This window comes from Mixta mediterraneensis, assembly GCF_014946725.1.
In the GTDB taxonomy this organism is placed as follows: domain Bacteria; phylum Pseudomonadota; class Gammaproteobacteria; order Enterobacterales; family Enterobacteriaceae; genus Pantoea; species Pantoea mediterraneensis.
Window position 1 is genome coordinate 92,476 of record NZ_JACFXY010000009.1, and the last position, 13,696, is coordinate 106,171.

14 protein-coding genes are annotated in these 13,696 nt (G+C 53.1%); 5 read left to right on the forward strand and 9 right to left on the reverse strand.

Going from position 1 to position 13,696, the window contains the following annotated elements; translation table 11 throughout:
• Positions 1-5 precede the first annotated feature (5 nt).
• Positions 6-224: a YgdI/YgdR family lipoprotein gene (locus H2P46_RS16185; RefSeq protein WP_193406025.1), complete on the forward strand. Its 219-nt coding sequence runs from the start codon at positions 6-8 to the stop codon at positions 222-224.
• Positions 225-365: 141 nt separating this feature from the next.
• Positions 366-1,406 (forward strand): NADP(H)-dependent aldo-keto reductase, encoded by a 1,041-nt coding sequence (locus tag H2P46_RS16190; RefSeq protein ID WP_193405948.1) that lies wholly within the window; start codon positions 366-368, stop codon positions 1,404-1,406.
• Between the two features lie 152 nt (positions 1,407-1,558).
• On the opposite strand, the gene lysA is transcribed toward H2P46_RS16190, so the two are convergent.
• A complete protein-coding gene (lysA, locus tag H2P46_RS16195) occupies positions 1,559-2,815 on the reverse strand; it encodes a diaminopimelate decarboxylase (RefSeq protein ID WP_193405949.1) in 1,257 nt (418 codons plus the stop codon).
• A 101-nt stretch (positions 2,816-2,916) separates the two neighbouring features.
• On the opposite strand from lysA, the gene H2P46_RS16200 reads away from it, so the two are divergent.
• A complete protein-coding gene (locus H2P46_RS16200) occupies positions 2,917-3,837 on the forward strand; it encodes a LysR family transcriptional regulator (RefSeq protein ID WP_193405950.1) in 921 nt (306 codons plus the stop codon).
• Here H2P46_RS16200 and H2P46_RS16205 read toward each other — a convergent pair.
• Entirely contained in the window at positions 3,834-4,997 is a 1,164-nt protein-coding gene (locus H2P46_RS16205; protein ID WP_193405951.1) for an MFS transporter, read from the reverse strand. The two genes, H2P46_RS16200 and H2P46_RS16205, sit on opposite strands and share 4 nt — an antisense overlap.
• 333 nt (positions 4,998-5,330) lie before the next feature.
• On the opposite strand from H2P46_RS16205, the gene H2P46_RS16210 reads away from it, so the two are divergent.
• Positions 5,331-5,957: a serine protease family protein gene (locus tag H2P46_RS16210; protein ID WP_193405952.1), complete on the forward strand. Its 627-nt coding sequence runs from the start codon at positions 5,331-5,333 to the stop codon at positions 5,955-5,957.
• A 147-nt stretch (positions 5,958-6,104) separates the two neighbouring features.
• Here the strand turns inward: H2P46_RS16210 and lysS are convergent, their stop codons facing one another.
• From lysS to xerD, 5 genes are all read right to left on the reverse strand, one after another.
• Complete coding sequence (lysS, locus tag H2P46_RS16215) at positions 6,105-7,625, reverse strand: lysine--tRNA ligase (RefSeq protein WP_193405953.1); 1,521 nt, start codon at positions 7,623-7,625, stop codon at positions 6,105-6,107.
• Positions 7,626-7,634: 9 nt separating this feature from the next.
• A protein-coding gene (gene prfB / locus H2P46_RS16220) for a peptide chain release factor 2 (protein WP_193405954.1) occupies positions 7,635-8,733 on the reverse strand; the annotation gives its coding sequence in 2 pieces (ribosomal slippage) (positions 7,635-8,657 and positions 8,659-8,733; 1,098 coding nt in all).
• Positions 8,734-8,947: 214 nt separating this feature from the next.
• Positions 8,948-10,684 (reverse strand): single-stranded-DNA-specific exonuclease RecJ, encoded by a 1,737-nt coding sequence (recJ, locus tag H2P46_RS16225; RefSeq protein WP_193405955.1) that lies wholly within the window; start codon positions 10,682-10,684, stop codon positions 8,948-8,950.
• Positions 10,685-10,687: 3 nt separating this feature from the next.
• Positions 10,688-11,401, reverse strand: a complete 714-nt coding sequence (dsbC, locus tag H2P46_RS16230) for a bifunctional protein-disulfide isomerase/oxidoreductase DsbC (RefSeq protein ID WP_193405956.1) — start codon at positions 11,399-11,401, stop codon at positions 10,688-10,690.
• 21 nt (positions 11,402-11,422) lie between these two features.
• Positions 11,423-12,316 (reverse strand): site-specific tyrosine recombinase XerD, encoded by an 894-nt coding sequence (xerD, locus tag H2P46_RS16235; RefSeq protein WP_193405957.1) that lies wholly within the window; start codon positions 12,314-12,316, stop codon positions 11,423-11,425.
• Between the two features lie 102 nt (positions 12,317-12,418).
• Here xerD and fldB point away from each other — a divergent pair, with 102 nt between their 5' ends.
• Positions 12,419-12,937 carry a flavodoxin FldB gene (gene fldB, locus H2P46_RS16240; protein WP_193405958.1) on the forward strand — a complete coding sequence of 173 codons (519 nt, stop codon included), beginning with the start codon at positions 12,419-12,421 and terminating at the stop codon, positions 12,935-12,937.
• A gap of 17 nt (positions 12,938-12,954) precedes the next feature.
• Here fldB and H2P46_RS16245 read toward each other — a convergent pair whose 3' ends face one another.
• Both H2P46_RS16245 and sdhE read right to left on the reverse strand, forming a co-directional pair.
• The gene (locus tag H2P46_RS16245; protein WP_338103650.1) at positions 12,955-13,338 is read right to left on the reverse strand and encodes a protein YgfX; all 384 of its coding nucleotides are present in this window, start codon (positions 13,336-13,338) and stop codon (positions 12,955-12,957) included.
• A gap of 1 nt (position 13,339) precedes the next feature.
• Positions 13,340-13,606, reverse strand: coding sequence for an FAD assembly factor SdhE (gene sdhE, locus H2P46_RS16250; protein WP_193405960.1), 267 nt, complete (start codon positions 13,604-13,606; stop codon positions 13,340-13,342).
• Positions 13,607-13,696: the final 90 nt, after the last annotated feature.

A 13,696-nucleotide genomic window follows, 5' to 3' on the forward strand; every position in this document is an offset into this window, starting at 1 on the left:
GAATGATGAAAGGGTTGGCTGGCGTAGTCGGTTTGGTAATAGCAGTGGCGACACTGAGTGCTTGCAGTTCAGATTATGTAATGGCAACAAAAGACGGTCGAATGATCATGACCGAAGGTAAACCAGCGATAGATAAAGAAACGGGCCTGGTGCAATACACCGATCAGTCAGGTCATGAGATGCAGATTAACGGTGACGAAGTTTCGACTATTATCGAACGTTAAGCGCAAATTGCCTTAGCCTGCCACATTTTCCCCACTGGCAGGCGATTTCCCCATCTTTTCCCCCTTCCTTCCCCGCTATTGCTCGCGCTATAGTCCCTGAGGACACAACATTCCATTCCATAAAGAAAAAGGAAGCCGGCAATGCATTATCACCGTATCCCCCACAGCACGCTGGAAGTGAGTCAATTGGGGCTGGGAACTATGACGTTTGGTGAGCAAAACAGCGAAGCCGACGCCCATGCTCAACTGGATTTGGCGGTTAGTTCCGGCATCAACCTTATTGATACCGCCGAAATGTACCCAGTGCCACCACGCCCGGAAACCCAGGGTTTAACTGAACAATATATTGGCAGCTGGCTCAAAAAGCGTGGCAGCCGCGACAAAATCATTCTGGCCAGTAAAGTCGCCGGTCCTTCGCGTGGTAATGATGCCTCGATTCGATCCAATATGGCGCTGGATCGCAAAAATATCCGCGAAGCGCTGGAAGCCAGCCTGAAACGCCTGAACACTGATTATCTCGATCTTTATCAACTGCACTGGCCGCAGCGCCAGACGAATTTTTTTGGCAAACTGGGTTATCAGTACAGTGAAAATACCTCGCCGGTAACCTTACTGGAAACGCTGGAAGCGCTGGCCGAGCAGGTACGTGCCGGTAAAATTCGTTATATCGGTGTGTCGAACGAAACCGCGTGGGGCGTAATGCGCTACCTGCAACTGGCGGAAAAACATGAGCTGCCGCGTATTGTCACCATTCAAAATCCTTACAGCCTGCTGAATCGCAGCTTTGAAGTCGGTCTGGCAGAAATCAGCCAACATGAAGGCGTTGAGTTGCTGGCCTATTCCAGCCTGGCGTTTGGCACCCTGAGTGGTAAATACCTGAACGGCGCTAAACCGGCGGGAGCGCGCAATACGCTGTTTAGTCGCTTTACCCGTTACAGCAACAAACAGTCGGAAAAAGCGGTGGCGGAATACGTTGAGCTGGCGAAGAAGCATCAGTTAGATCCTTCGCAGATGGCGCTGGCCTTTGTGCGTCAACAGCCTTTCGTCGCCAGTACTTTGCTCGGCGCGACCACGCTGGAACAGCTAAAAACCAATATCGACAGCTTCAATCTGACCCTGAGCGCAGAAGTATCCGAAGAATTAGAGATCATTCACCAGCGCTATACTTATCCCGCACCGTGAGAATTCTTTTGCCAGCTACAGTATCTCGGCTGGCAAAAGCCCGGCATCACTTTATTAACAGCACGCCAGACTCGTATTTTTTGTAGCACCGCGCTGAGCGGCAAACCTGTACGTTTCTCCTGCGCGTAGCGGCTCTGCGCCGCTCACGCTTCTTAACCCAGCTCCAGCGCCAGCAATTCCTGAATGGTTTGCGCCCGACGAATTTCACGTGGCTGGCCTTGCCCGAACAGCACTTCAGGGATCAAAGGACGGCTGTTGTAGTTGGAGGACATGGAAGCGCCATAAGCGCCAGTATCATGAAACACCAGATAATCGCCTACCTGCGCCGCAGGAATTGCGCGGGTTTCCACTTTGCCACCTTCCTGTTGGGTAAACACATCACCGGATTCGCACAACGGGCCGGCCACCACACTTTCCACCGTATTCTGCTCATCAATCTGACGATCATCGCCTGGCATCAGCGAGATATGGTGATAACTGCCATACATAGATGGACGCATTAAATCGCTAAAACCCGCATCCACCAGTACGAAATGACGGCGGCCCATCTCTTTGACTGCCCGGACCTGCGAAACCAGCACGCCGGCTTCAGCGACCAGGAAGCGACCGGGTTCGATTTCGAGTTTCACCGGATGTCCAAGGTGCGCCGCGATACGCTGGCGTGCTGCATCCCACAAACCGAAATAATGGGCCGTATCAATCGCCTCTTCACCGTGGTGATAAGGGATGGATAAGCCTCCACCTGCTGAGATAGCTTCCAGATCCTGACCGAACTCAATCACCTGATTGACCATTGCATCGCAGACCTGTTGCAAATGCCCGTAATCCACGCCAGAGCCAATATGCATATGAATGCCAACCAGGCGCAGGCCATATTGCTGAATGGCGGCCAGCGCCTGCGGCAAATCGTCATGCCAGATGCCGTGCTTGCTGTTTTCGCCGCCAGTATTGGTTTTTTGGCTGTGGCCGTGACCGAAGCCCGGATTCACACGTAACCACACCGCATGGCCCGGCGAAACATTGCCAAGCTGATGCAGCATATCCACTGAACCGGCGTTGACCGGTATGTTTAATTCGGCAATACGTGCCAGCGTTGGCGTATCGAATACGTCAGCGGTAAAAACAATTTCATCCCCGCCCGCCTGATACCCCGCCACCAGCGCACGTTCAATTTCGCCCAGTGACACTGAATCCACCTTCACTCCCGCTGAACGCATCAGGCGGAGAATATGAATATTTGAACTGGCTTTTTGGGCAAAACGCACCACATCAAATGCATGTAACTGGCCAATGCGCGCCAGAATAATTTGGGCATCGTAGGCCCAGAATGGACCGCTGTAATGACGCGCCAGCGGCAATAAGTTAGCGCGGGTTAATGCAGTTTCGGTGTTATTTAGCGAAATGGGCATAGCTATTCTCCTGTAGCAATCTGCTTATTAAGCCAGAATCGTGCCATGTCGAAAAATATCTGTTTAAATATCGTCTATGCAAAATTGATATGGGAAGATCTGTGGCGAACATTAACTGGCGGCACATCGAAATTTTTCATGCGGTGATGACCAGTGGTAACCTGACCCAGGCCGCCACGCTGTTGCGGACTTCACAGCCAACAGTGAGCCGTGAGCTGGCACGTCTGGAGCAGCAGCTTGGATTACAACTGTTTGAACGGATACGTGGACGTCTGCAACCGACCGTGCAGGGTTTACGGTTGTTCGAAGAAGTTCAGCGTTCATGGTATGGGCTGGATCGCATTATGGAGGCAGCCGAAGGGCTGCGCCAGTTTCGTCAGGGCGAGCTTTCTGTTGCCTGTTTACCGGTCTTTTCACAATCGCTGTTGCCACCGCTGTGTCAACCGTTTCTGCAACGCTATCCCGACGTCAGTATGAATATCATTCCGCAGGAATCACCGCTGCTGGAAGAGTGGCTATCGGCACAGCGCTACGATCTTGGACTGACTGAAACACAACATGCACCGGCGGGTACGGATCGAATTGCGCTGCTGACCTGCGATGAAGTGTGCGTATTGCCACAGCAGCATCCCCTGTGTGTGCGCAATGTGCTTACGCCCCAGGATTTTGCCGGGGAAAATTATGTCAGCCTGTCGCGTACCGACAGTTATCGTCAACTACTGGATAGTCTGTTTCAGGAACGGGGAGTGGAACGCAGGCTGGTGCTGGAAACGCACAGCGCCGCATCGGTGTGTGCAATGGTGAAAGCGGGTGTGGGAATTTCAATTGTGAACCCGCTGACGGCGCTGGATTACGCTGACAGCGGTGTGGTAATGCGCAAATTCAGCATCGCGGTGCCGTTTACCGTCAGCCTGGTAAAACCGCAACATCGCCCTGCGTCAGCGCTGCTGGACACTTTCATCGACCACCTGCAAAAACAGGTGGCCCACTTTTCAACGCGTATCGCCGCGCGGCTGGTTTAAGCCCGCACCGTTACTGCGGCACCTCCGGATTTGCGAAAGGTGATCAAACAAATTACCAACCCAATCGCCGCCAGCACAGCCGCAGCAACCGGCACTGCGGTTAAAGCATAACCGCGATCGATAACCGCACCGCCGACCCATGCGCCCAGCGCATTGCCCACGTTGAAAGCGGAAATATTCATCGTTGACACCAGGTTGGGCGCATCTTTACCGTGACGCACCACATTAATCTGCAAGCCTGGCACCGTGGCAAACGTCGCCATTGCCCACAGAAACAGCGTCACTTCTGCCAGCCACAGCGCATGGCTGGTCCAGCTAAACAGCAGCGAAAACACAGCGATCAGTGAAAAACTCAGGATCAGGCTAACCGATACTTTCCAGTCAGCCAGTTTACCGCCCAAAATATTGCCGACGGTTAAACCCGCGCCAATCAGAAATAGCGTCCAGCTCACACCGCGAGCGCTGATGCCGGTAACCTGCAACAGCAGCGGCGCAATATAGCTAAACAGCGCGAACATTGCTGCGGCGAAAAAGACCGTCATCAACAGCGAAAGCCACAGCTTACCGTTTGCCAGCGCATTAATTTCACTCGCCAGGTGTACCGGTTTTTCTTCTTTATTACCCGGCAGGCTAACGATCAGTGCAATAAACGCCAGGATGCCGATAATCGCCACGCCCCAGAAAGTCGCACGCCAACCGAACAACTGACCGAACCAGGTACCCAACGGCACGCCTAAGACGTTAGCCAGCGTCAAACCGGTAAACATCAATGCCACCGCCGATGCCTGGCGCCCCGGTGCTACCAGACTGGCCGCGACGACGGAACCAATGCCAAAAAATGCACCGTGACACAGCGCCGTGATAACACGCGCGATCATCAGCAGGTTATAGCTGTAAGCCAGCGCACACAGCACGTTACCGATGATAAATATCACCATCATCAAAATTAAAGTGCGCTTACGCGGTAGCTTCGCCGTCAGCAGCGCCATGATGGGTGCGCCAATGGCAACGCCCAGCGCGTAACCGCTGATCAGCCAGCCTGCCGACGGAATCGACACCTGTAAATCGCCAGCCACTTCCGGTAACAGGCCCATAATCACAAACTCGGTGGTGCCGATGGCAAACGCACTCAGCGCCAGCGCCAATAACGCAACAGGCATAACACTCTCCCAATAAAGAACACGCAGGCGACCCGCGCAAGATTTACGCGGTACGATGGACGCTTATTAAAATTTGATCTTCGTCACGGTGCGTATTAAATCATAGCCGCTTCCTGTCATACACCCCGACGCTCGCAAGAGTAATTTGCCTGCTATGCAATAATGGGCTTCTGACTCCACGTTAAGACAGATCTGAGTTTCCGCACTACGCCTGGTTATCCCGCCGACAGAAGCTATCCTTTTCTCGTTTTACCAATCAATAAAGCGTTAGCGTTGCCGATACTCCTATTGGATCGCCAGATGAAATGACATCAATCTGACATGGGAAAGAGAATGCGACGGCTTATTGTCTTAATGGTATTTGGCTTAACCGGCTGTTCGGTGGGTCATTATGAATACAGTAAAGAGGCCGCGAAGCGCGTCGATATGACCGTTACCGGTATTCCTACCGTGTTGGGCTTAGGCACACTTGGCACCACCATCCCGCTGACAGCGGACTACAGCCTGACCGCCGCCCATGTCGCCAAATTTTCTCTTTACCGGGTGAAGGCCTGGCATCCTGAATGTGATCTGGCCGTGGTTTATCATAAGAATCATGAAGCGAATTTGCCGCCGAATTTCCGCAACAGCCATATCGGCGAGCGCGTCAATCTCTACGGTTACAGTTTTATCTCAGCGATGCCGGTGAGCTCTGCCGGGCAAAATCTGATTAATACCACCTTAGCCAATAGCTGGAACAAGGCGGCTTGCGTTGTGGTGGCAGCCAATGCGGGGGTGGTGAAAGGCATGTCAGGGGGAGCGGTGTATAACGCCTCCGATGATACGCTGGCAGGCGTGATCGTTGGCTATAGCGACCGCATCAACGATAACAAGAGTGGCAAAACGCTCTATAAAAATGTAGCGCTGTATATACCGTATGCGCGCTTTAAAAACTGGCTTACGCAGGCGGTGAAATCCTGATGATATAACGACGGCTCCGGTCAGCAATCGTCGCTTGTTGTTTTTGTAAGGTCTCAAGCCGCACAGAGCAGGCTGGCTCAGAATCGTGGTGGAGAGTGCAACAAAAAGCCGGGATTATCCCGGCTTTTATGCTTTCACAACAAAAGATTATTTGCCGCCTGGGCGCAACGCCGGGAACAGGATAACGTCGCGGATGGTGTGGCTGTTCGTAAACAGCATGACCATCCGGTCGATACCAATACCCAAACCTGCGGTAGGCGGTAAGCCATGTTCCAGCGCAGTGACGTAATCTTCGTCATAGAACATCGCTTCATCGTCGCCCGCATCTTTGGCGTTCACCTGTTGCAGGAAGCGCTCTGCCTGATCTTCCGCATCGTTCAGTTCTGAGAAGCCGTTACCGATTTCACGTCCACCAATAAAGAACTCAAAACGGTCAGTGATTTCCGGGTTCTCATCATTACGACGCGCCAGTGGTGACACTTCGGCCGGGTATTCTGTAATAAAGGTTGGCTGAATCAGATGCGCTTCTGCAGTCTCTTCGAAAATTTCAGTAACCACACGGCCCAGGCCCCAGCTTTTCTCAACTTTGATGCCGATTAACTGCGCAACCGCCACCGCTTTATCGAAATCGTCCAGATCAGCCAGATCAGTTTCCGGGCGATATTTCTTGATCGCTTCACGCATGGTCAGCTTTTCAAACGGCTTCCCGAAGTCGAACGCTTGCTCACCATAAGGCACCACGGTCGTCCCCAGCACATTTTGTGCCAGCGTACGGAACAGGCTTTCGGTCAGCTCGATCAGATCGTTATAATCCGCATACGCCATATAGAGCTCCATCATGGTGAACTCTGGATTATGACGCGGCGAAATACCTTCATTACGGAAGTTACGGTTAATCTCAAACACGCGATCAAAGCCGCCCACCACCAGGCGCTTCAGATACAGCTCCGGCGCAATACGCAGGTACATATCAATGTCCAGCGCATTGTGATGCGTAATAAACGGACGCGCAGATGCACCGCCAGGAATCACTTGCATCATAGGGGTTTCGACTTCCATAAAGTCGCGGCTCACCATGAACTGACGAATGCCGGCCATGATTTGCGAACGGATTTTGAAAGTATTGCGTGATTCATCGTTGGCGATGAGATCAAGGTAACGCTGTCGATAGCGGGTTTCCTGATCGGCGAGGCCGTGGAACTTGTCTGGCAGCGGACGCAGCGCTTTGGTCAGCAGGCGCAGTTCTGAACAGTGAATCGACAGTTCGCCGGTTTTCGTCTTAAACAGCTTACCGCGTGCGCCGAGGATGTCGCCGAGATCCCACTTTTTGAACTGCTCGTTGTAAATACCTTCCGCCAGATCGTCACGCGCCACATACAGCTGAATACGACCGCCAACGTCCTGCAGCGTTACGAATGAAGCTTTACCCATGATACGGCGGGTCATCATACGACCCGCAACGCTGACCTCAATGCCGAGATCTTCCAGTTCTTCGTTGCTCTTCTCATCGTAGCTGGCGTGTAGCAAATTAGAAGTGGTGTCACGACGGAAATCGTTAGGAAACGCCACGCCGGTTTCACGCAGCGCGCCAAGCTTCTCGCGACGCGCTTTTAGTTCGTTATTTAACTCAAGTGCGACGTCAGCGCTCTGCGGTTGTTGTTCAGACATGTCGGTTCCTTATAACCCTGCTTTTAAACTTGCTTCAATGAATCGATCCAGATCGCCGTCCAGCACCGCCTGCGTGTTGCGGGTTTCAACGCCGGTGCGCAAATCTTTGATACGCGAATCGTCGAGAACGTAAGAACGGATCTGACTTCCCCAGCCAATGTCGGACTTATTGTCTTCCAGGGCCTGCTTCTCGGCATTTTTCTTTTGCATCTCAAGCTCATACAGCTTCGCCTTCATCTGCTTCATGGCCTGATCTTTATTTTTATGCTGAGAACGATCGTTCTGACATTGCGTTACGGTGCCGGTTGGCACGTGCGTAATACGCACCGCAGATTCGGTACGGTTAACGTGCTGACCGCCTGCACCAGAAGCACGATAGACATCGATACGCAGATCGGCTGGATTGATTTCAATATCAATATCGTCATCCACTTCCGGGTAGATAAACGCCGAACTGAATGAGGTATGACGACGACCGCCCGAGTCAAACGGGCTTTTACGTACCAGGCGGTGCACGCCGGTTTCGGTACGCAACCAGCCAAAAGCGTAATCACCTGACACACGAATCGTGACCGATTTAATCCCAGCCACGTCACCTTCAGACTCTTCAATGATTTCGGTTTTGAAGCCTTTGGCTTCGGCCCAACGCAGATACATACGCATCAGCATGCTGGCCCAGTCCTGCGCTTCGGTGCCGCCTGAACCGGCTTGCAAATCGATATAGCAGTCGGCGTTATCGTATTCACCTGAAAACATGCGGCGGAACTCTAATTCGCCCAGCCGGGTTTCCAGCACATCCAGCTCAGCAACGGCTTCGTTGAAGGTTTCTTCGTCGTCGGCTTCAACGGCCAGCTCCAGCAGGCCCTGCACATCGTCCAGGCCCTGTGTCATATGGTCGAGGGTTTCCACAATGGCTTCCAGCGAAGAGCGTTCTTTGCCCAGCGCCTGCGCACGTTCTGGTTCGTTCCATACGTCCGGTTGTTCCAGTTCAGCGTTTACTTCTTCGAGACGTTCTTTCTTGGCATCGTAGTCAAAGATACCCCCGAAGAACGTCGCTGCGCTCAGTGAGGTCCTGAATACGGTTTTTGACCGGGTTGATTTCAAACATGGCTTTAGCGTCTTTTTAGCGTTCGATGGGATGAGAAAATTAACGCGTAAGTTTACCCGAAACCAGCGCCAGTTTGTAGCGCTGAGACAATCCGGCTTCGGGTAACCGTTGATAAACAGAAACAATACAAAAGGAACGCAGGGTGAACCACGGGAAATACCGTTATCAATCTATTTAATACAGAGAATTACATGTCACATTTGCGCCGTGTTTTCTAGCCCAGCGGCCACAGGTGATCAATAATCAACTGCACCGAACGATTACCGCGGTATTCATTAATATCCAGCTTAAACGCCAGTTCGACATGGCGCACGCTGCTATCCGGCCATAAGGTGGTATCAACGTTAAACGCAATGCCATCAAGCAACGGACCGCCATCAAGCGGCTCAACCATCACTTTTAAATGACGTTCGCCGACTAAACGCTGTTGTAGCAGCTTAAATTTGCCGTCAAACGCAGGTTCCGGGAAGGCCTGACCCCAGGGGCCCGCTTCACGCAGCAGCTCTGCCGTTTGCAGTGAAAACTCAGCCGGTTGTAACGCGCCATCTGACCAGATAACACCCTGCAACGCTTCGCCCTTCAGCCACTCTCCTACCAGCGCGGAAAAACGCTGTCGAAACTCGTGGTAGCGCGCCTCTTCCAGCGATAAACCCGCCGCCATCGCGTGTCCGCCAAACTTCAGCATCATACCAGGATAGAGCGTATCTAGTCGTTCCAGCGCGTCGCGCAGATGCAAACCCGCAATGGAGCGTCCCGATCCTTTCAGCGTGCCGTCACCCGCCGGGGCAAAGGCGATCACAGGACGGTGAAAACGCTCTTTTAACCGTGAGGCCAAAATACCTACCACGCCCTGATGCCATTCAGGATGATAGAACGCCAGTCCCAGCGGTAAGTCGGTCTGTTCGCGCTCTAGCTTCTGGCACAGCGCCAGCGCCTCGCTTTGCATCCCCTGCTCAATCTCTTTGCGCGTTTGGTTTAGCGCGTCAAGTTCGCTGGCCAGCATACGTGCCTGGCTGAGATCTTCCGTGAGCAACATGGCTACCCCGACCGACATATCATCCAGCCGTCCTGCTGCATTAAGGCGCGGCCCCAGCGCGAAGCCCAGATCGCTGGCCACCAGCTGACGCGCATCACGATGCGCAATTTCCAGCAGCGCACGAATACCGGGGCGGCATTTTCCCGCCCGGATCCGGCTCAAACCTTGCCACACCAGAATGCGGTTATTCACGTCAAGCGGCACTACATCAGCAACCGTGCCGAGTGCCACCAAATCTAATAACCCCGCAAGATTTGGCTCGGCGCGCTCGTCGCCGAACCAGTTTTGCGTGCGCAGGTGCGCACGCAGCGCCATCATCAGATAAAACGCCACGCCAACCCCCGCAAGCGAACGCGACGGAAACCGGCAATCATTCAGGTTGGGATTGACGATAGCGTCGGCGTCAGGCAGCGTTTCGCCGGGCAGATGGTGATCGGTAATAAGTACCGGAATGCCGTGCTGATGCGCACACTCCACACCGGCATGTGACGAAATGCCATTATCCACGGTGAGGATCATTTCCGCGCCGCGCGCGCGCGCTTGTTCAACCACTTCCGGGCTGAGTCCATAACCATCTTCAAAACGGTTTGGCACTAAATACTGAACATTGCTCCCGCCCATGCTGCGTAGCGCTAATACGGTTAATGCGGTGCTGGTTGCGCCATCGGCATCAAAATCTCCCACCACCATAATGCGTCGCCCATCCTGCAATGCCTGATGCAGCAACGCGACCGCTCTGTCGATGCCGGTCAGGGTCCGAAATGGCAGGAGATTTTTTGCACCACGCTCCAGCTCAAGCGCGTCGCGCACGCCGCGTTGCAGGTAAAGACGCCTTAATAACGGCGGCAGATCCGCCGGTAAACTGTCATCAACCTGCACGCCACGGCGTCGTAATTCCACTTCTTTCTTCAACACCGGTTAACCGCCACGCTTCTGATTATCCAGCACCTGCTTCAGCTCTTGCGGAGTCTGATAACCCGGAATCATCATGCCGCTGTCGGTAAGAATCGCAGGCGTGCCCTGGATCCCGAACAGAATGCCGAGTTTATAGTGCTGGTCGAGATCGATCTTACAGGTGTCCGGCGCGGCCATTTTCGGCCTGTCGCCCTTCATCGCTTCATCAAAGGCTTTGTTACGATCGGCGCTACACCAGATTGCTTTCATCGCCGTTTCCACCTGGCCATGCAAACCTTCACGTGGGAACGCCAGATAGCGCACGGTAATGCCCAGCGCGTTGTAATCGGCCATTTGCTCATGTAGCTTGTGGCAATAACCGCAGGTAATGTCGGTAAAAACAGTGACAACGTGTTGCTCTTTCGCTGCCTTATAAACAATCATTTGCGGGGCCAGCGCCTCTACTTTTTTGTCCAGTAACGTATTGGTCACGTTTACCGGTTGCGCGCCGCTTACGTCATACAGCGGACCCTGGATCATATGTTTGCCGTCGTCCGTTACATACAATACGCCGCTTTCGGTTAGCACTGTTTTAAACCCTGGCAGCGGTGCCGGCACAATTTCAGCCTGCTGCAAGCCCAACTTTTTCAAAGATTGCTGGATCGCACTGTCATCAGCCTGAGCCAGAGCGGAAAAGGTGCCAGTCAACAGGGCCAGCATGGCAAAATATTTGTTCATCTTCTTCCTTATTTCCGCCGGTTATGCGCGCGGATGATGTTGTTTATGTAACAGACGCAAACGCTCAGTGGCGACGTGCGTATAAATTTGAGTAGTCGAAAGATCGCTGTGACCCAGCAACATTTGTACGACACGCAGATCGGCTCCGTGGTTCAGCAGATGAGTAGCAAAAGCATGGCGCAGCACGTGTGGCGACAGCTTTTCGCTATCAATACCCGCCAGCATGGCATAGTGCTTGATGCGATGCCAAAAGGTCTGCCGCGTCATTTGTTGTGCACGATTGCTGGGAAATACCACATCGAGCGTCTGACCATTCAGCAACCAGGGACGTCCGTGCTCCAGATAATGCTCGATCCAGTAAACGGCCTCTTCACCTAACGGCACCAGGCGCTCTTTATTGCCTTTGCCGATCACGCGCACCACGCCCTGACGCAGACTCATATCGCTCATCGTCAGGCCGACCAGTTCCGTCACGCGCAAGCCGGTAGCGTAAAGGAGTTCCAGCATCGCTTTGTCGCGCAGTTCCAGCGGGACATCACTATTGGGTGCCTGTAACAGCCGCTCAATCTGTGCCTCACTGAGATCTTTTGGCAGCCGCTGCGGCAATTTCGGCGCCGCAAGCATGGCGCTGGGATCGTCCAGGCGCAGCTTCTCACGGTAAAGGTATTGAAACATGCGCCGCATGCAGCTGAGCAGGCGCGCAGAACTGGTGGCTTTGTAGCAGCCTTCTACCCGCTCGGCGAGAAATTGCTGTAAATCGAGTGCGCTAAGGCTAAGCAGCGTAAGCTGATGATGCGCCAGCCAGCCGGTCAGCGTTTGCAGATCCTGACGATAAGAGGACAAAGTATTTTGCGCCAGATTGCGCTCAATCCAGAGCGCATCTAGAAACTGGTCTGTCAGTTCGCTATCTTGCACGTTATCCCCGCCGTTCGCTGTGAAATCGTGCTCATTATGCCTGATTTAAACCGACTTCTGGTACAATTGCGCCAAAGTCAGCCTCAACAGAGCATTAACTGCATGAAGATTGGTCTTTTTTACGGTTCCAGTACTTGTTATACCGAAATCGTAGCGGAGAAAATCCGTGATTTCATTGGGGAAGAGTTGGTTACGCTGCACAATGTGAAGGATGACGATCCCAGCCTGATGGAGCAATACGACCTGCTTATTCTGGGCATTCCCACCTGGGATTTCGGTGAATTGCAGGAGGACTGGGAAGCAATCTGGCAACAGCTGCCTACGCTGAACCTGCAAAACAAAATTGTCGCGCTGTACGGCATGGGCGATCAAATTGGCTACGGCGAATGGTTTCTTGATGCGTTAGGTATGCTGCATGATTTATTGCAGCCAATGGGCGTACGTTTCGTTGGTTACTGGCCGCTGGAAGGTTTTGAATTTACCAGCCCCAAACCCCTGACCGCTGATGGCAAACAGTTTGTTGGGTTGGCTCTTGATGATGTGAACCAGTTTGAGTTGACCGACGAACGTGTTGAGCAATGGTGCGAACAGATCTTAACCGAAACCGCGGACTTGCTCTGACGGGTTAGTTTAAAGCATTAACAGCAGCCGATCCGGAGGCAACAGGCGCGTAACGCGCGCCATTCAGCGGGCTGCATGTTGTCCTGTCTTACCCACATCCGCAACCTTTCGCCCTGCGCATTTTTTCCTACCAGCAGCACAGCAGCAGGTAACCACAGCAGCGGCTGCTGCGGTTGCCAGCTTACTCCCTGCCAACGCCAGCTTTGCGCGCTTTCACGCTGTAGCCAGCCGCGTCGCCGGGCTAAACGCCTATCATTACGCCAGCCTTCCCAGCCCATCAGCGCTAACAGCATTAATTTTAAAATCAATGCGTTTTCATGGGCAGGCATTAATACTACAAACGCCATCGCGCCGCTGAGCACCATGCCGTGAAACTGGCGTGCGCGGCGCGAAGGACGCAAATTACATCTCCACTGGGCCACGTTCATGATTACGCTGCTGAATAAGGTGTACCATCCGCTTCAGTTCTGGGTCAGCCGGTTCGCCGTGGTTCATCAGCCAGTTAAACAGATCGGGGTCATCACTTTTCAATAAAGCGATAAACACCTGTTTATCGTTGTCAGTCAGGCTGTCATATTCGTATTTGAAAAACGGCATAATCGCGACATCCAGCTCTAACATGCCACGACGGCAAGCCCAGTGAATACGCGATTTATCATGAATATCCATCGATCAGTTTCCACAGTTCAAACAATGGCGGCTAGTGTAACCTGGATTACATCAGACTGCAGGGGCTCTGCACAATGCTGTGCAACAGGC